The sequence below is a fragment of the Streptomyces cylindrosporus genome (assembly GCF_022698165.1).
Lineage (GTDB): Bacteria > Actinomycetota > Actinomycetes > Streptomycetales > Streptomycetaceae > Streptomyces > Streptomyces cylindrosporus.
This window is the reverse complement of sequence record NZ_JALDAY010000006.1, coordinates 520,504-537,870: the sequence shown is the minus strand read 5'-3', so window position 1 is coordinate 537,870 and position 17,367 is coordinate 520,504. Positions and strand designations below refer to the sequence as shown.

Genomic DNA, 17,367 nt, shown 5'->3' with positions numbered 1-17,367 from the left:
CGGTCCGAGGCCGCTGGTCGCGGCGTCGGCTCCGCGGGCTGCTGCCGCAGGGCGGGATCTGGGTGCTGCCGCAACTGGACATCACGCCACGGCTGTGAACAACAGGACCGATCTGGCCCTGACCGTGCCGTCCGAGGCGTTCCTGCCCTTCGCCGACATCGAGGCCAGACCTGGGCTCGGCAGACTTCCCGATGAGCCGAGGATCTTCGAAGGGCGGGAGGACGAGTTACTGGCGATCACGCGCGCCTTCGAGGAAGGGGCTGTGATCCAGGCGTTGTGGGGCCTCGGAGGCGTCGGCAAGACCACGCTGGCCTCCCAATGGGCGGTCAACCACACTGCCGAGTACCACCCGGTCTGGTGGATCGACGGGAGCTCGGCCGAGTCGATCACCGCTGGTCTCGCGGACATCGCCCATGAACTGCGGGACGTGGTGGCGAAATGGCTGTCGCCGGAGGCACTGCGCGAACGGGCGAAGGAGTGGCTGCTGACGCATCGCGACTGGCTGCTGGTACTGGACAACGTCAACAACCCCGACGACGTGCGTTTCCTCAAGGCCATCGCGCGGAACCGGGGCCGTGTTCTGATCACGACCCGGCTCGCTGCCGGGTGGCACGACATTGGTACCGCGGTACCGGTCAGGCTGCTGTCCGAAGCGGCTGCCGTGCAACTGTTCACCAGGATCTACGAGGAGAAGGGGCCGCAGGACACGAGCGGTGTCGAGGAACTGTGCGCGGAACTCGGCTATTTGGCCCTGGCGATCCAGCAGGCGGCTGCCTATTGCGTACTGGAGGAAGGCATGACCGCCCAGCTCTACCTGGACAAGATGGCCGAAGCGCCGGACGTGATGCAGCAGGCGCCTTACGAGGGACGCCAGTTGGAGCGGACCATGGCGGGTGTCTGGGAACCGAGTCTCGACCGCCTCGGCGACACCCCGTTCGCCGCGGATGTTCTGCGCACTCTCGCATGGATTCCTGCGCATGACCCTGCGTTTCCGACGACGCGAGTCCCGCGCGCCGCCCTGGAGTCCTTGGGCCCTCGGCCGGCCGTGCTCAAGGCGTTGGGCCGACTGGCCGCGCACAGTCTCATCGGACTCGACCAGGAATACGTGTACGTCCACCGCGTCGTCCAGTCCGTGGTCCGCACGTCCAGAGCGGACAGCCCGCATCGGTCACCGGAGCTGATCAGGGCCGCGCACGAGCGGGCCGCGCCGGTGATCGCCTGGACTTTCCCGAATGACATCGGCCGCCCGACGACAGGTGGAACGCGATGAACGGTGCGGGCGAGCGGCAGGTCGGGAAGATGACCAGGCTGGTGGACACTGAAGGCGCAACGTGCACGCGCAGGGCAGGGGACGTGACGATCACGAGGACAGGCCGCTACGTGCATAGGAGTGGCTCGTGAAGTGGCCACGAGGCAAGAACCGGGCCGGTGATCCGGTGCCGGACAGCGGGCCGGGACCGGAAACCGGAACCGACGTGTCCGCGGAACAACTGGCTGTTGCTCTCGCCCAGGTCTCCGCAGCGGGCTCGGCCGAGGCGCTGCGCGAGGGGACGCGCGAGGGACTGCTGCCGCCCGAGGCATTCGTACCTCTGGCGGACGTGGAGCCGGTCAGTTCCCTCACTAATATCCCCGGGGTTCCAGGTGTCTTCGTCGGACGTGAGGCCGAGGTCCGGCTGCTGGAGGAGACCCTGGACACAGACCGCGGGCGGGTGGTGGCCGTGCACGGTCTGGGTGGTGTGGGCAAGACGACCCTCGCTGCGTATGTCGCGGCACGCAACACGGCCGAGGGCAGGGTCGTGTGGTGGGCCCGGGCCGAGACCGGCGAGGAGATCGACGCGGGCCTCGTGGACTTCGCCCGGGCTCTGCAGCCCGTGCTCGCCGTGCTGCCTGCCGACACTCTGCGGGAACGGGCGCTCCAGTGGTTCAGCGCGCACGACGACTGGATGCTCGTGCTTGACGACGTGGACCAACCCGACGACGTCCGAGGGCTGCTGGCCCGGCTCAATCCGCGAGGACGAGTGCTCGTGACGACACGACGGTCTGGCGGCTGGCACGGCGTGGCCACGGACCTGCGGATCGACGCACTGGATGAACCGTCCGCCATCGAACTGTTCAGACGGATCTCCGACGCGGGCGGAGCGAATGCCTCCGGACTGACCGGCATCCGCACACTGTGCCGGGAACTCGGCCATCTGCCCCTGGCGATCGAGCAGGCCGCCGCCTACTGCCGAGTGACGTACATGGGCGCGGATGACTATCTCGCGCTGCTTCATGACTACCCCGCGGAAACGCTCGCTTCCTCGGCGGAGGGCTGGGCCCCCGAACGGACGGTCGCGCGGGTGTGGCAGATCAGTCTCGACCGGCTGAGGGACAACCCACTCGCGTCCGACTTGCTGCGCATCATGGCCTGGTACGCGCCGAGAGGTATTCCCCGGACTCTCCTTGTCGGACTCGGCCACAAAGGCGAAGTGCTCAGGGCCCTGGCAGGACTCGCAGCACACAGCCTGATCACCCTCGACCGGGACACGGTCTCCGTGCACCCGTTGGTGCAGGCGACCGCAAGGACCCCCGACCCTGCCGATCCGCACCGTGCCCCAGAGCGGATCCAGGTGGCGCAGGAACGCGCCACCGACCTGCTATTGGCGTCGCTGCCGGACGATTTTGTCACTCGCGAATCGCTCTCCTGGTGGAACGAACTCCTCCCACAGGTCGACCACTTGGACGCCCACATCCAGCCACGCTCCGCGACGCCGGCTATGGCCGTCCTGCGAGCGCGCACCGGACAGTTCCTGGTTGAGCAGGGCAGCGTCCGACGTGCTGTCACCTTGCTCGAACGGGCGGTCGAGGATGTGACGCGGGAACTCGGGCGCGACCACCAGGACACGTTGGCGCTGCTGAACAACCTGGCCGGGGCCTACGCGTCTGCGGGCGACACGCGCAGAGCCGTCACCCTCTACGAGGACGTGCACGAACGCCAGTCCCGTGTCCTCGGCGACCACCATCCCGGAACCCTGGTGACAGCGGCAAACCTCGCGCTCGCCTATCACGCACTCGGCGACGTCGAGCACGCCTTGACGTCCTACGAGAGCATCCTCGACACCCAGCGACGGATTCTGGGCGAAGACCACCCGCGAACCCTCGTTACCCGCCACAACCTCGCCGCCGCATACGCGTCGGCCGGTGACATCGACCGGTCGGTGGAAACCTACGAAAATCTCCTGCACGACCAGGTGCGCATCCTCGGCGCAGAACACATCCAGACACTCGGCACGGAGAACAACCTCGCCGCCGCTCTCGCCTCCTCGGGCGACCTGGCCGGCGCGCGTGCCCGCTACACCCAGCTTCTGGAGGAGTTGATCAGAGTGGTGGGCGAGGACCATCCGGACACCATCACAACGCGCGGAAACCTCGCCTACGTCCATCTCCTGTCCGGTGACGTGGTCGAGGCACGCGAATCCTATGAGCGGGTCCTCGCCGATCAGATCCGGGTGCTCGGAGAGGACGATCCGAGGACCCTCGCCACCGTCAACAATCTCGGCCTTGTCCACGGAGCGGTCGATCCGGGACGGGCTCTCGAACTGTTGGAGCGGGCGCTGACGGACCGGCAGCGCGTCCTCGGTGCGGATCATCCCGACACCCTCACGTCTCTGGCCTCGTTCGCCTTCGCGCTCATGGCCTCGGGCGACGATGAGCAGGCGCTGCCCTTGCTGGAGAAGGCGGCCGCTGACCGTGTCCGAATCCTGGGAGAGGAGCATCCCGACACCATCGCGTCTCACCACGACCTGGCGCAGGCCCTGTGGAGCATGGGCCACCCCGTCGAGGCCGAGGCTATGTTGGCACGGACACACGACGTTGCCCGGCGCGTCCTCGGAGACGAACACTCCTTGACGCTGTCGCTGCGCACCGCTCTGAACGGCATACGTGGAGATCGGTGAAGGGTATGCTCACCACGCGGTCCGACCAGGGAGGTCGTATGGATTCCGAGATGGCTCTCCTCACTGAGGCGGTCGTCACGACGCTCGTCTCCGCGGTGGGCCGGGACGACTGGTCCGCGGTCCGCGCCGGTTTCCTCAGGACCTTCGACGAGGACGAGCAGCAGGACGTGGTGACGGCACTGAGGCTCGACGCTCTTGCCGACGCCGTTGCGAACAGCCCAGAGATGTCCCGCGACGAGATGCTGGCGGACATGGTGCCCCGTTGGGGAGCCAGGCTGCGCCTGTTGGTGAGCGATCGCCCGGAAACCGCCTCCCGCCTGCGGGAGTTCGTGGCAAGCAGCCCCGGTCTCACGCCGCCCACCAATTCCGTGCGCGTCAGCCAGGTATCGGTGTCCGCCTACACCCAGCTGGGCGGCAGCATCAATGTCTTCAACGCTGGCCGTGACGTGCACAGGAACAGCTGACGTCGGCGCGGCCGTGTCAGCGCCTGCGTGGAGCAAGCACGCAGAACTCGTTCCCCTCCGGATCCGCCAGCGTCACCCACGACTCGTCGCCCCGCTGCCCGATGTCCGCGTGGCGTGCGCCCAGCGCCAGCAGCCGTTCGACCTCCGCGTCCCGGTCCTCGGGGCGGAAGTCGAGGTGGAGCCGGTTCTTGACGGTCTTGGTCTCCGGCACCCGCACGAAGAGCAGCCCCGGCAGCCGGTCCTTCTCGGGCCGGATCTCGTACTCCTCGGGCTCGTCGTTGACCACGACCCAGCCGAGCGCTTCGGCCCACCACCGGCCCAGCGCCTCCGGGTCGGCCGAGTCGACGATCACTTGCTCCCATTCCAAGGTCATGGGGCGAGCCTAGTGAAGACTGGGCGCGAGTGACCTGACCGCGACACTGGGAGGCAGTGCCATGACCCGCCCGATCACCGCAGGCGTCGACGGAACCGAGGAGAGCATCGCGGCACTGGACTGGGCGGCCCGGGAGGCGGTCCGCCGGGGGCTGGCGCTGCGGGTGGTGCAGGCCTGGCGGTTCCAGCCGTACGAGGCGATCGACGCGGCGGACCTCGACACGCAGGCCGGGTGGGTGCGGGACGCGGTGTCCGAGGCCGCCCGTGCCGTCAGCAGCCGGCACTCCGGCCTGGAGGTGACCACGGACGTCCTGGAGGGCGAGAGCGCCGAGCAGTTGGTCGGCGCGGCGGCCGACGCCGAGATGCTGGTCATCGGCGCGCGCGGGCACGGACCGGTCGTCGGGTTCCTGCTCGGCTCGGTCGGCCAGCAGGTGATCGCCGAGACCACGCGGCCGGTGGTGCTCGTCCGGGCCGGAGACCAGCCGACCGCCGAGGCCGCGGGCCGCGAGATCGTCGTCGGTCAGGAGGGCGAGCCCGAGGACAGCGCCGACACGCTGCGGTTCGCCTTCGAGACGGCGGCCGCCCGCGGGGCGACCGTGCGGGCGGTGCGCGCCTGGACGCTGCCGCCGGTGTTCGCGTACAGCCCCGGCTCGATGAAGCTCCTCGACGAGGCCGGCGGCCTGGAGCCGTACGAGAGGAAGGCGCTGACCGCGGCGCTGGAGCCGTGGCGGGAGCGCTTCCCGGACGTGCCCGTGCTGGAGCACATCGAGATGGGCAGCGCGGGGCAGGTGCTGCTGTCGGTCGCCGGGCGGGCCCAGCTGATGGTCGTGGGCCGCCGTGCCCGCCGTACGGCCGTGGGCGCGCGGATCGGCTCGGTGGCGCACGGGGTCCTGCACCACGCGCCGTGCCCGGTGGCCGTGGTCCCGCACGCCCGGGTCACTCAGGCGTGACCGGCACCAGGGTCTCGCGCGCCTTGGGCAGCACGTTCTCGATGTAGTCGGCGACCGCCATGTCGAGGCCGATGTCGTGCTGGGCCCGCTCGGAGAGGTACCAGCGGTGTTCGAGCAGCTCGTGGTAGATCTCGGCCGCGTCCATCGAGCCCCGCAGCTCCGGCGGCACGGCCCGGACCGTGGGCCGGAAGACGTCCCGCACCCAGCGGTGGGCGAGGACCTCGGGGCGGGCGGCGAGGGGGTCGCCCGGGGCGTAGTCGTCCTGGGTGGCCATCCAGCTCTCCAGGTCGTTCAGCAGCCGCCGGGCCTGGTTCTCCTCGGTGTCCAGGCCGGTCAGCCGCAGCAGCTGGCGCTGGTGGTGCCCGGCGTCGACGACCTTCGGCACGAAGGTGACCGTGTCGCCGTTGGAGGAGTGCTGGATCTGCATCTCGGCGACGTCGAAGCCGAGTTCGTTCAGGCGGCGGATCCGGCGCTCGATGTAGTGGTACTTGCCCGCCGGATAGACCGAGGTGCGGGTCAGCTCGTCCCACAGGTCGCCGTAGCGGGCGCAGATCTCCGTGCCGAACTCGATCGGGTCCACGGAAGGGTGCAGCGCCCCGGACGCCTCCAGGTCGAGCAGCTCCCCGCTGATGTTCACGCGCGCGAGGTCGAGGTCGTACTCCCGCTGCCCGGTGCTCAGTTGGGGATGCAGATCACCGGTCTCGGCGTCCACGAGGTAGGCGGCGTAGGCGCCCGCGTCGCGCCGGAAGAGGGTGTTGGACAGCGAGCAGTCGCCCCACGCGAACCCGGCCAGGTGCAGCCGCACCAGCAGCACGGCCAGGGCGTCCATCAGGCGGTGCATGGTCGCCGGGCGCATCGTCGTCTCGAACATCGAGCGGTACGGCTGTGATCCGCGCAGATGCCGGGTGACGAGCACCGGCTCCAGCGGGGCGTCGTCGGCACCGGTGCGGCCGGTGACCACCGCGAGGGGGTCGACGGCGGGGATGCCGAGCCGGTCCAGGTCGCGCAGCAGCTCGTACTCGCGCAGGGCGGGGCGTTCGGCGAGTTCCTTGACGGCTATGACCTCGTCGCCGGCGCGCGCGTAGCGCACGACGTGCCGGGAGATGCCGCGCGGCAGCGGGACCAGGTACTCCTCCGGCCACTCCTCGAGCGGCAGGTGCCACGGCAGGGCCAGCAGGAGCGCGGGATGCTCCGGGTTGGTCGCGCTGATCTGCAGTGCCATGGCGTGCGTTTCCTTGCCTCGCGGGTGATCGTCACCTCACCTTAGAGGGCGCGCTCCTTGGCCTGAAGTGCCGATTCACGGACCGGACCACGGTGCTCGGGCCCGTGCCCGGGCAGCAGCAGCCCGCCTTCCAGCCCGGCCAGGACGTCCAGGGACGCAACGGCCCGCGTGCGTTCGTGGTGGAACATGTCGGGCAGCAGCTGGGGCCCGTGCAGGCGTGAGGTGGGATGGCCGGTGACCAGTGCGTCGCCCGAGATCACCACGCCCGCGTCCGGGAGGTGGAAGGCCACGTGCCCGTCGGTGTGGCCCGGCGTGTGCACCGGCACGGGCCGGCCGGGCAGGTCCAGCGCGCCCTGCACCGGGAACGCCTCCGGCGCGCCGACCGGGACCTTGGCCGTGCCGCCGGAGCGCAGGGCGTGCACCGCCCAGGGCAGCACACCCGGCCGCCAGCTGTTGCGCGCCACCTGCCCGATGGTCACCTGGTGCAGGAACTCCCGGCGGGCGTGCGGCACTTCGGCCTCGTGCAGGTAGACCGGCGTGTCGTAGGTGCAGCGCAGGAACTCGGCGGAGCCCAGGTGGTCGTTGTGGGCGTGGGTGATCAGCACCGCCGCCACGGCCTCCGGCGAGCCGCCCACCGCCGTCAGCGAGGCGAGGAGTTGCTGCCGGTCCCCGGGATAGCCGGTGTCGATCAGCGTGAGTTCGTCCCCCTCCCTGATGATCACCCAGTTGGTGTTGCTGCCGTGCACCAGATGAATGCCGTCGGCGACTTGCCGCACGTCTGCCCGCATGACCGACCCCGAGTCCAGAGTTCCTGCCCGACAGCAACAGCAAAGCAGAGCCGGGCCGGACCGGAACCACCGGGTCCGGGCCAATTCGCTGCTCAGGGACGCCTCCCGAACAGGAACCTCGTCACTCGCGTACGCCGCACCCTCCAGCCCACTACCCCGTAGGCGAAGGCGACGACGACCGGCTGGTGCAGCACGTACAGCGGAAGTGCGAACAGGAGGAGCAGCAGACAGAAGGCCAGCAGTAGGACGACGAACCGTGAGGAAGCGTGGCCAGATGTGCCAGTACGACGCAGGAGGCGTTCGAGGGCTAAGCCTCCCGGCCCGCGGCGGCGCAGCGAGTGGCGGGCGCCGAGACCGGCGACGAGGAACCGGATCGGCATCGCCCACACCATGCCTAACCCGGCGAACACGGTCACTACAGGTGTCGCGAGGTGGGCCCGGCCGCATACAGAGGAGGTGCGGCCTCCGGCACCGTCCGCCGGAGGCCGCCCCCGCGTGCGCCGGAAGCGGCCGCCTCTCCGCCTCAGCGCACGCCGTTCGGCCGGAACTGGATGCTGATCCGCGGACCGGCGGCCCGCGTGCTCTTGGGTACGCAGTGCTCCCACGTCCGCTGGCAGGAACCGCCCATCACGATCAGGTCGCCGTGGCCCAGCGGCCGGCGCACCGACTGCCCGCCGCGCATGGGACGCAGCAGCAGGTCCCGCGGCGCGCCCACCGAGAGGATGGCGACCATCGTGTCCTCCCGCGCGCCCCGCCCGATCCGGTCCCCGTGCCAGGCCACGCTGTCCCGGCCGTCGCGGTAGTGGCAGAGCCCGGCGGTGGCGAACGGCTCGCCCAGCTCCTCGGCGTAGTGCGCGGTCAGGGCGGAGCGCGCCTCGTCCAGGAGCGGGTGCGGCAGGGGATCGTCGGCGCCGTAGAACGCGAGCAGCCGGGGTACGTCCACGACCTGGTCGTACATCTTGCGGCGCTCGGCGCGCCACGGGACCTCGGCGGCCAGCTGTTCGAACAGTGTGTCCGAGCCGGTGAGCCAGCCGGGCAGCTCGTCGATCCAGGCGCCGAGGCCGAGCCGGGTGCGGCGGATCCCGTCGAGGGAGCCGAGGCGCAGCTGGTCGGTCTGGTCGAAGAGGGAGCCCTGGAGGTGCGTGCTCATGTATCCAGCGTACCCCTTATTCGAAAATATGTTCCCACCCATTTTGGGTCTGCCGTTTTCGAGGACCCGCTTGCGACGCACCGCTTTTGACTCCACCGCTTTCGATACATCGGTGTATCGGATACATTCGCGTATCGAACGGAGGGCCGGACATGGTGGTGGAAGAAACGGTGCGGCGCGTGACCAGGCGCCGGGTCCGCACGCGCGCCAACCTCCTCGACGCCGCCTTCGCCGTGTTCGCCGCCAAGGGTTTCGGGCGCGTCTCCATCGAGGAGGTCTGCGAGGCCGCCGGTTACAGCCGGGGTGCCTTCTACTCCAACTTCGACAGCCTCGACGAGCTGTTCTTCGCCCTCTACCGCCAGCGCGCCGACCTGATCGCCGAGCAGGTCTCCGGCGCCCTCGCCCTGGACGGCCCCGACCTCGACGTACCGGCCGCCGTGGACCGCGTCACCGAGGTGCTGCTCCTCGACCGGGACTGGCTCCTGGTCAAGACGGACTTCCTGGTGCACGCCGCCCGCGATCCCGACGTCGCCCAGACCCTGCTGGAGCATCGGGCGAGACTGCGGCAGGCCATCGCCGACCGGCTCGCACGCGCGCGTGGCTTCGCCAAGCCGCCCGCCGTGCTCGACGACGCCGAGGGCGCGGCTCACGCCGTGGTCGCCGCCTACGACGGAGTCACCGTCCAACTGCTGCTGGACAAGGACGTCGACGGCGCCCGGGTCTGGCTGAAGCAACTGCTCACCGCGCTGCTGACCGACGGCAGCGGCACCCCCCAACGAGACCCTCACCAGTAAAGGAACGGTCGCCATGGATGCGGACGTCATCGTCGTCGGAGCGGGCCTCGCGGGCCTGGTCGCCGCGCACGAGCTCACCAGCCGGGGCCGCCGGGTCGCCCTGGTCGACCAGGAGAACGCTGCCAACCTCGGCGGCCAGGCCTTCTGGTCCTTCGGCGGGCTGTTCCTCGTCGACTCGCCGGAGCAGCGTCGTCTCGGCATCAAGGACTCCTTCGACCTCGCCTGGAACGACTGGCAGGGCAGCGCGCAGTTCGACCGGGCCGACGACGAGGACTCCTGGGCGGTGCGCTGGGCCCGCGCCTACGTCGAGTGGGCGGCGGGGGAGAAGCGGTCCTGGCTGGAGGGCCACGGCATCAGGTTCCTGCCCACCGTCGGCTGGGCCGAGCGCGGTGACCTGCGCGCCGACGGGCACGGCAACTCCGTACCCCGCTTCCACGTCACCTGGGGCACCGGCACGGGCGTCGTCGAACCCTTCGTCGACTCGGCCAAGCGGGCCGCCCGCGACGGCCTGCTCACCTTCTACCACCGGCACCAGGTCGACCAGCTCGTCATCGAGGACGGCACCGCCCGCGGGGTGCGTGGCACGGTCCTCGCCGAGGACAACGCGGCCCGGGGCGTGGCCTCCAACCGCGACCGCGTCGGCGAGTTCGAACTCACCGCCCAGGCCGTCGTCGTCACCACCGGCGGCATCGGCGCCAACCACGACATCGTCCGCCGCTACTGGCCCGAGCGGCTGGGCACCCCGCCCGCCGAGATGGTCACCGGCGTCCCCGCGTACGTCGACGGCCGCATGCTCGACATCAGCGCCGAGGCGGGCGTCCGCCTGGTCAACCGCGACCGCATGTGGCACTACACCGAGGGCCTGCAGAACTGGGACCCGATCTGGCCGGGCCACGGCATCCGCATCCTGCCCGGACCGTCCTCGATGTGGTTCGACGCGCTCGGCCGCCGGCTGCCCGACCCGTGCCTGCCGGGGTACGACACCCTCAACACGCTCAGGCACCTGCGCACCACCGAGGACATCGCCGCCTACGACCACTCCTGGTTCATCCTCACCCAGAAGATCATCGAGAAGGAGTTCGCGCTCTCGGGCTCCGAGCAGAACCCCGACATCACCGCCAAGGACAAGGCCGCGGTCCTGAAGAACCGTCTCGGCAAGGGCGCCCCGGGCCCGGTCGACGCCTTCCTGCGCAAGGGCGCCGACTTCGTCACCGCCCCCACCCTGGAGCAACTCGTCACGAAGATGAACGAGTTGACGGACAAGCCGCTCCTCGACGCGGCCGACCTGCGGCGCCAGATCGAGGCCCGCGATCTGCAGATCGCCAACCCCTACGCCAAGGACTCCCAGATCCAGGGCATCCGCAACGCCCGCCGCTACATCGGCGACCGCCTCGGCCGGGTCGCCACCCCGCATCGCATACTCGACCCCGGAGCGGGCCCCCTCATCGGCGTCAAGCTGCACGTCCTGACCCGCAAGACCCTCGGCGGCATCCAGACCGACCTCGACTCCCGCGCCATCGGCACCGACGGCAACCCCGTGGAGGGCCTGTACGCGGCCGGCGAGGTGGCCGGCTTCGGCGGCGGCGGCGTCCACGGCTACAACGCGCTGGAGGGCACGTTCCTCGGCGGCTGCCTCTTCTCGGGGCGGGCGGCCGGACGCGCGGCGGCGAAGCAGACCGCCTGACACTCCGGCCATGGGGAGAGGCGGTCGGCGGATCCTGCCGGCCGCCTCTCGGCATTCCCGGAACAACCCGTCCCCGCAAGGGGATTGACCCTCGGATACTCGCACTGGTTCAGTGGCTCAGCCACTCATCCAGTCCGCTCGTGCGAGGAGACGTCCATGGAAGCGCTGCCCCGGGAGACGATCGTGGACGTACTCGAAGCACGGCTGCGCGACGACATCCTGGGCGGCCGGCATCCCGCCGGAAGCTACCTGCCCCCGGAGCGCCGACTCGCCGACGGCTACGGGGTCACCCGCACCACCCTGAAACACGCCTTCGGCCGACTGGTGCAGGCCGGTCTCCTGGAGACCCGGCACGGCGTGGGCACCAAAGTGCGCGACTACGCCCGCGTCGGCGGCGCCGACCTGCTGCCGATGCTCGTGCGCCACGACGCCAGATGGGTCCGCGAGATCTTCGAAGTACGGCGCGCCGTCGGCGCGTTGATCGCCGAGCGGGCGGCGACGCGGGCCACCCGCGCCCAACACGCCGAACTGCGTGCCCTGTTGGACTCCGTACGCGAGGCGGCGAGCCCCGACGAGGTCCAGCTCGCCGACGTCGAGGTGCATCGCGCCCTCGCCCGCGCCACCGGCAACCGCGTCTACGTCCTGCTCACCAACACCCTCTTCAACGCCTACCTGCCCGTCCGCGCCGCCCTGCGCGGACCCTTCACCGACCCCGAGGCCGCCCACCGGCGGCTCGCCCCGGTCGTGGCCGCGGTGACGTCCGGCGACCGCGCCGAGGCCCACGCCGCCGCCGACGCCTACCTCGGCGAGACGGAACGGATCATGCGGGAGGGACTGGCATGAGGGGCACGACCTTCACCGAGACCATGTTCGGCACCGTCCGCCTCGGCACCGGGACTCCGGTCCGCCGCATCCGGCTCGACCTGCGGGCCGAGGCCGACGAGCTGCTGCGCCCGCACCGCACCACCCGGGCCCGGCTGACCGGACGTACCCGCGTCTCCGGGGTGGCCGACGATCCCGACAGCACGGGCGAGTTGGAGATCTCGCCCCTGGCCCGGCGCCGCATCCGCTACCGCCTGTCGTTCACCGCAGACGGCCGCCATCTCACCCTGGACGGCTGGAAGTCGGTCACCCCGCGCCACCCGGTGAGGTCGATGACCGTCCTGCCGTTCACGCTGTACGAGGACGGGGCGCGCGTCGGGCAGGGCACTCTGCGCTTCCCGCTCGGAACCGGCCTTGCGCCCTTCCTCCTCGGCTTCCGCTTCCCGCGCAGAGAGGAACCGGCCCGGCACCTCGCCCCTCGCTCGGACGGCAGTCCCGGCCGTACCGAGGTCTGGTACACCACCCTCACCGACCCGACGACCGGCACCGGCATCTGGCTCCACCACGAAGTGGTCACCCCGGCCGACGGATCCGCGCCCTTCGCCCACGGCTGGGCCGCCGCCTTCCCGCCCGAAGGAAAGACCCTGCACGCCCGCTTCGGTCCCGCGCCCTGGAACAGCCCCACAGACGGCTTCACCGCCGCAGACGTCACCGCCATCCAGGGGCGCCTGACCGGAAGCGCGGGTGCCTTCCGCTGGGACCTGACCGAACAGCCCCTCGCGGCACCCCTGTTCACCTTCCCGCGCTGGTCCTGGAAGCGCCCCCTGCTGCCCGCCGCCCACATGCTTCCGGCGGCCCGGGCGAGCTACGACGGCACCTTCCACGACGGCGAGCGAACCCTCACCCTGCGCGCCGCCCCCGGAGCCTCCGCCCGCATCCACGGCCACGGCAACGCCCGCCGCTGGGCCTGGCTCCACGCCGACCTGGGCGACGGTGCCGTACTGGAAGTGATCGCGGCCGTGTCGACACGGCCCGCACTGCGCCGGCTGCCGCCCCTCGTCTTCCTGCGCCTGCACCACCGCGGCCGCGTCTTGCCGCGCCGCGCCGAGCGCTCGGCGGTCGGGCTGCTCGGCCTCGGGCGGTTCCGCGCCCGGATCAGCCTGCCCCGATGGACCGTCACCGGCCGCACCCTGCTGCGCCGCCTGCGCGTCGAGGTCACCCAGCCCACCGACCGCACCCTCACCCTCGACTACCACGACCCCGACGGCTCACCCGCCGTCTGCCACAACAGCGAGACCGCCGACGCCGACGTCCTGCTCGAACGCTGGTGGGGCCACTGGCGCACCGAGGCCACCTGGACCCTGCACGGCACCGCCCACGCCGAGGTGGGGGACCGGTGACCGCCCCGGGACTGGTCGCCGCCCTCCTCGCCGACACCGGCGACACACCATGGACCGCCCGCGTCCCCGCCCGTCTCGGCACCTTCCTGTCCGCACTGCCCACCCCCGTGCGCACCGGCATACGGGCCGCCACCGCAGCCGTCGACGCCTACGCCGTCCTGCACAGCGGACGCCCCCTGGCCGGACTCACCCCCGACGAGCGAGAAGCCGTACTGGCGTCCCTCGCCGCACGCCCCGCACTGCTGCCCGCCCTCGACCTGCTCAAGGTTCCCGTCCTGCTCGCCGCGGCCACCGAGCGCACACCCGCACCGCACACCGCCACCGCCCCCGAGGATCCGCCCCTGGACTGCGTCCCGGCGGTGGAATGGCCCGCCCGCGGTACGGCCGACGCCGTCGTCGTGGGATCCGGCGCCGGCGGCGCCGTGGCCGCACGCACCCTCGCCCGCGCCGGCCTCGACGTCGTCGTCCTGGAAGAGGGCGAACACCACACCACGGCGTCCTTCGGCCGACGCACACCCCTGGACCGCTTCACCGCCCTCTACCGCGACGGCGGCGCCACGGCAGCCCTCGGCAACCCACCCCTCCTCCTTCCCGTCGGACGGGCCGTCGGCGGCACCACTGTCGTCAACTCCGGTACCTGCTACCGCACCCCGGACCACGTCCTCGACCGCTGGCACCGCCACCACGGCTTCCACCTCGCCGAAGACCTGGCGACCCGGCTGGACGAGATCGAGCGCACGATCCGGGTCGCCACCCAGCCCCTCGACGTCCTCGGCACCAACGGCCTGCTCGCGCTCGCCGGAGCCGAGAAGCTCGGTTGGCGAGCCGGCCCGCTGCGGCGCAACGCCCCCGGCTGCAAGGGCTCCTGCCAGTGCGTGGTGGGTTGCCCCACCGGCGCCAAACAGAGCGTGCAGCTCTCCGTCCTCCCCGACGCCCACGCCCACGGAGCCCGCATCGTCACCGGCGCCCGCGTCCGGCGGATCCTCCTCGACCGGGACCGACCGGGGCCGCCCCGGGCCGCCGGCGTGCTGGTCCGCCGGGCCGACGGCAGCGAACTGGAGATCCTCAGCCCCCTCGTCGTCGTGGCCGCGGGCGCCCTGCAGACCCCGCCCCTGCTCCGCCGCTCCGGCCTCGGCGGCCACCCCCGCCTGGGCCGCAACCTCAGCGTGCACCCCGCCACCAGCATCGCCGGCCGCTTCCCCGACCCGGTCACCTCCTGGAGCGGGGTCCTGCAGAGCGTCGGCATCGAGGAACTCCACGACCAGGGCATCCTCATCGAGGCCACCGCGAGCCCGCCCGGCATGAGCAGCTTCGTCCTGCCCGGCCTGGGCACCGCCCTGCGCCGCGAACTCGACGACGCCGACCGGCTCGCCGTCCTCGGCGCCATGATCGCCGACCGGCCGTCCGGCCGCGTCCTGGGGCGCGAACGCACCCTCGTCCGCTACGACCTCGACCCCCGCGACGGGCACCGGCTGCTGACCGCCGTACGCGCCATGGCCCGCGTCCTCTTCGCCGCCGGAGCCCAGGAGGTCCTCACCGGCATCCCGCGCGCACCACGCGCCCGCACCCTGGCCGAACTCGACGAAGTGCTCTCCACAACCGCCGCACGCGACCTGCACCTGTCCGCATTCCACCCCACCGGCACGGCCGCCGCGGGCGCCGACCCGCAGCGCGCGCCCGCCGGCCCCGACGGGCGGCTGCGCGGCGTCCACGGCGTCCTCGTCACCGACGCCTCCGTACTGCCGTCCTGCCCGGAGGTGAACCCCCAACTCAGCGTCATGGCAACGGCCCTGGCCATTACCGAGAACTACCTCGAAGCGGACTCCAGCAGCCCGACCAGCACAGCGGCATGACTGCGCTCCGGGTCCTTGGCGGACGTCAGCAACGTCACAGGCCCCTTCCGCACCCGTCCCCGCAGGCCGTCGAGGAGCTCCGCGGCCTCCGGCTCGGCCAGCTCCGCCTCGTACCGCCGGGCGAACTCCTCGTACGACCCCTCACCCGCGTGATACCACCGCCGCAGCTCCGTCGACGGCGTCAGCCCCTTGGGCCACTCGTCGACACGCGCGGCTTCCTTCTTGATCCCGCGCGGCCACAGCCGGTCGACCAGCACCCGCACACCGTCGTCCGACTCGGGCGGATCGTAGACGCGACGCACACGAACACTCACGGTGAGGGCCTTTCTGACGGTGCGGCGGACGATGCCGAGCCTAGTCCGGGGGAATCGGACGACGCTGCGTGACTTGACCTGAATGAGGAGGAGCCCGGGCCGCGACGGCGCCTAGCCTTGGGGCGATCGACCACCGGTTGTCCGTCCAGCCAGGAGGGTATGTGAGGCAGTCAGGCCGAAAGTCCGTCAGACCCGCAGCAGTTCTCCGCCGCGAGGCCTTCGTCGCCACCGTCCCCGTCGCCGTGGCCGCCCTGCTCGCCGCCGCCGGGCCCGCGTCGGCCGGTACCGGCGGCGCGTCCGGCGTCGGCGACCCGTACTTCCCGCTCGCCGGCAACGGCGGCTACCACGTCGACCACTACGACCTGACGCTGCGTTACGACACCGGCAGCCGCCACCTCGACGGCACCGCCGTCCTCACCGCCCGCGCGACCCAGCGGCTGCCCCGGTTCGACCTCGACCTCAGCGGGCTGAAGATCACCGGCCTGACCGTCGACCACGCCAAGGCCGACTTCCGCCGCGACGGCCAGGAACTCGTCGTCACCCCGCACCGGACCCTGCGCCAGGGCGAGGAGTTCCAGGTCAAGGTCGTCTACCGGGGCACCCCCAAGCAGGTCACCGACCCCGACGGCTCGGCCGACGGATGGATCCCCACCGACGACGGCGCCTTCGTCGCGGGGGAGCCGCAGGGCGCCATGACCTGGTTCCCGGCGAACAACCACCCCAAGGACAAGTCCTCGTACGACATCACGATCACCGTGCCCAAGGACCGCACCGCCGTTTCGAACGGCGTGCTGGTGGGGCGGCGCACGGCCCACGGGTACACGACGTTCCATTGGCGGCAGGCCGAGCCCATGGCCGCCTACCTCGCCACCGCGACCGTCGGGAAGTTCCAGGTCCAGCAGTACACCACCCGCGACGGCCTGCACGTCTACAACGCCGTAGACCCGCGCGAGGCCTCCGCCGCAGCTCCCGTGCTGAAGAAGCTGCCCTCCGTCCTGGAGTGGGAGAGCAAGCTGTTCGGGCCCTACCCGTTCCGCTCGGCCGGTTCGATCGTCGACAAGGCCGAGAGCGTCGGATACGCGCTGGAGACGCAGTCCCGGCCGCTGTACGACCGCGCGCCCGACCTGAGCACACTCGTGCACGAGAACGCCCACCAGTGGTTCGGCGACTCCGTCTCCCTCACCTCCTGGAAGGACATCTGGCTCAACGAGGGCTTCGCGACCTACGCCGAGTGGCTCTACAGCGAGCAGCACGGCGGCGACAGCGCGCAGAAGACCTTCGACACGCTCTACGCCCTCCCCGCGAGCAACGACCTGTGGGCGTTCCCGCCCGGCGACCCGGGCAGCGGCGCGAACATCTTCGGCACCCCCGTCTACGCCCGCGGCGCCATGGCCCTGCACGAACTCCGCAAGGCCGTCGGCGACCGGACCTTCTACCGCATCCTGCGGACCTGGGCCGGCCGGCACCGGAACGGACACGGCACGACGGCGGAGTTTGAACGGCTCGCCGAGTGGGAGTCGGGTAAGAGCCTTCACCCCCTGTTCACCACCTGGCTCTACGCTCCCGGGAAGCCGAACAAAGCCTGAAACCTGACGAGTTCCTCACATGTCTCGGTCACA

16 protein-coding genes are annotated in these 17,367 nt (G+C 71.2%); 10 read left to right on the top strand and 6 right to left on the bottom strand.

The annotated features are described in order from the left end of the window. The first annotated feature begins 94 nt into the window (after positions 1-94). The 3 genes from MQP27_RS22235 (at position 95) to MQP27_RS22225 (ending at position 4,399) form a co-directional block, all read left to right on the top strand. Positions 95-1,270, top strand: coding sequence for an NB-ARC domain-containing protein (locus MQP27_RS22235; protein WP_242767053.1), 1,176 nt, complete (start codon positions 95-97; stop codon positions 1,268-1,270). 127 nt (positions 1,271-1,397) lie between these two features. Then, positions 1,398-3,935, top strand: coding sequence for an FxSxx-COOH system tetratricopeptide repeat protein (fxsT, locus tag MQP27_RS22230; RefSeq protein WP_242767052.1), 2,538 nt, complete (start codon positions 1,398-1,400; stop codon positions 3,933-3,935). 50 nt (positions 3,936-3,985) lie between these two features. Further along, on the top strand, positions 3,986-4,399 hold the full coding sequence (locus MQP27_RS22225) for a hypothetical protein (protein ID WP_242767051.1): 414 nt from the start codon (positions 3,986-3,988) through the stop codon (positions 4,397-4,399). 16 nt (positions 4,400-4,415) lie between these two features. On the opposite strand, the gene MQP27_RS22220 is transcribed toward MQP27_RS22225, so the two are convergent. Next, entirely contained in the window at positions 4,416-4,772 is a 357-nt protein-coding gene (locus MQP27_RS22220) for a VOC family protein (RefSeq protein ID WP_242767050.1), read from the bottom strand. 61 nt (positions 4,773-4,833) lie between these two features. On the opposite strand from MQP27_RS22220, the gene MQP27_RS22215 reads away from it, so the two are divergent. Then, entirely contained in the window at positions 4,834-5,721 is an 888-nt protein-coding gene (locus tag MQP27_RS22215) for a universal stress protein (protein WP_242767049.1), read from the top strand. Here the strand turns inward: MQP27_RS22215 and MQP27_RS22210 are convergent. The 4 genes from MQP27_RS22210 to MQP27_RS22195 form a co-directional block, all read right to left on the bottom strand. Continuing rightward, positions 5,708-6,943 (bottom strand): DUF4032 domain-containing protein, encoded by a 1,236-nt coding sequence (locus tag MQP27_RS22210; protein ID WP_242767048.1) that lies wholly within the window; start codon positions 6,941-6,943, stop codon positions 5,708-5,710. The genes MQP27_RS22215 and MQP27_RS22210 overlap by 14 nt on opposite strands. A gap of 41 nt (positions 6,944-6,984) precedes the next feature. Then, positions 6,985-7,731: an MBL fold metallo-hydrolase gene (locus MQP27_RS22205; RefSeq protein ID WP_242767047.1), complete on the bottom strand. Its 747-nt coding sequence runs from the start codon at positions 7,729-7,731 to the stop codon at positions 6,985-6,987. A gap of 92 nt (positions 7,732-7,823) precedes the next feature. After that, complete coding sequence (locus MQP27_RS22200) at positions 7,824-8,111, bottom strand: hypothetical protein (RefSeq protein ID WP_242767046.1); 288 nt, start codon at positions 8,109-8,111, stop codon at positions 7,824-7,826. A gap of 143 nt (positions 8,112-8,254) precedes the next feature. Next, a complete protein-coding gene (locus MQP27_RS22195) occupies positions 8,255-8,881 on the bottom strand; it encodes an alpha-ketoglutarate-dependent dioxygenase AlkB (RefSeq protein ID WP_242767045.1) in 627 nt (208 codons plus the stop codon). A gap of 152 nt (positions 8,882-9,033) precedes the next feature. On the opposite strand from MQP27_RS22195, the gene MQP27_RS22190 reads away from it, so the two are divergent. The 5 genes from MQP27_RS22190 (at position 9,034) to MQP27_RS22170 (ending at position 15,434) form a co-directional block, all read left to right on the top strand. Further along, on the top strand, positions 9,034-9,675 hold the full coding sequence (locus tag MQP27_RS22190) for a TetR/AcrR family transcriptional regulator (protein ID WP_242767044.1): 642 nt from the start codon (positions 9,034-9,036) through the stop codon (positions 9,673-9,675). Positions 9,676-9,688: 13 nt separating this feature from the next. Next, positions 9,689-11,359: an FAD-binding dehydrogenase gene (locus MQP27_RS22185; RefSeq protein ID WP_242767043.1), complete on the top strand. Its 1,671-nt coding sequence runs from the start codon at positions 9,689-9,691 to the stop codon at positions 11,357-11,359. A 156-nt stretch (positions 11,360-11,515) separates the two neighbouring features. Then, positions 11,516-12,202: a FadR/GntR family transcriptional regulator gene (locus MQP27_RS22180; protein WP_242767042.1), complete on the top strand. Its 687-nt coding sequence runs from the start codon at positions 11,516-11,518 to the stop codon at positions 12,200-12,202. After that, complete coding sequence (locus MQP27_RS22175) at positions 12,199-13,581, top strand: tocopherol cyclase family protein (protein WP_242767041.1); 1,383 nt, start codon at positions 12,199-12,201, stop codon at positions 13,579-13,581. The genes MQP27_RS22180 and MQP27_RS22175 overlap by 4 nt, the downstream gene beginning before the upstream one ends. Continuing rightward, positions 13,578-15,434, top strand: coding sequence for a GMC family oxidoreductase (locus MQP27_RS22170; protein WP_308289967.1), 1,857 nt, complete (start codon positions 13,578-13,580; stop codon positions 15,432-15,434). Before MQP27_RS22175 ends, MQP27_RS22170 begins: the two co-directional genes overlap by 4 nt. On the opposite strand, the gene MQP27_RS22165 is transcribed toward MQP27_RS22170, so the two are convergent. After that, positions 15,389-15,748 (bottom strand): DUF488 domain-containing protein, encoded by a 360-nt coding sequence (locus MQP27_RS22165; protein ID WP_242767040.1) that lies wholly within the window; start codon positions 15,746-15,748, stop codon positions 15,389-15,391. The genes MQP27_RS22170 and MQP27_RS22165 overlap by 46 nt on opposite strands. Positions 15,749-15,909: 161 nt before the next feature. On the opposite strand from MQP27_RS22165, the gene MQP27_RS22160 reads away from it, so the two are divergent. Next, complete coding sequence (locus tag MQP27_RS22160; RefSeq protein ID WP_242767039.1) at positions 15,910-17,334, top strand: M1 family metallopeptidase; 1,425 nt, start codon at positions 15,910-15,912, stop codon at positions 17,332-17,334. Positions 17,335-17,367 lie beyond the last annotated feature (33 nt).

Coding starts and splice junctions, on each gene's coding strand:
- MQP27_RS22225 (WP_242767051.1), top strand. CDS start 3,986: ATGGCTCTCCTCACTGAGGCGGTCGTCACGACGCTCGTCTCCGCGGTG.
- MQP27_RS22220 (WP_242767050.1), bottom strand. CDS start 4,772: ATGACCTTGGAATGGGAGCAAGTGATCGTCGACTCGGCCGACCCGGAG.
- MQP27_RS22215 (WP_242767049.1), top strand. CDS start 4,834: ATGACCCGCCCGATCACCGCAGGCGTCGACGGAACCGAGGAGAGCATC.
- MQP27_RS22210 (WP_242767048.1), bottom strand. CDS start 6,943: ATGGCACTGCAGATCAGCGCGACCAACCCGGAGCATCCCGCGCTCCTG.
- MQP27_RS22205 (WP_242767047.1), bottom strand. CDS start 7,731: ATGCGGGCAGACGTGCGGCAAGTCGCCGACGGCATTCATCTGGTGCAC.
- MQP27_RS22200 (WP_242767046.1), bottom strand. CDS start 8,111: ATGCCGATCCGGTTCCTCGTCGCCGGTCTCGGCGCCCGCCACTCGCTG.
- MQP27_RS22195 (WP_242767045.1), bottom strand. CDS start 8,881: ATGAGCACGCACCTCCAGGGCTCCCTCTTCGACCAGACCGACCAGCTG.
- MQP27_RS22190 (WP_242767044.1), top strand. CDS start 9,034: ATGGTGGTGGAAGAAACGGTGCGGCGCGTGACCAGGCGCCGGGTCCGC.
- MQP27_RS22185 (WP_242767043.1), top strand. CDS start 9,689: ATGGATGCGGACGTCATCGTCGTCGGAGCGGGCCTCGCGGGCCTGGTC.
- MQP27_RS22180 (WP_242767042.1), top strand. CDS start 11,516: ATGGAAGCGCTGCCCCGGGAGACGATCGTGGACGTACTCGAAGCACGG.
- MQP27_RS22175 (WP_242767041.1), top strand. CDS start 12,199: ATGAGGGGCACGACCTTCACCGAGACCATGTTCGGCACCGTCCGCCTC.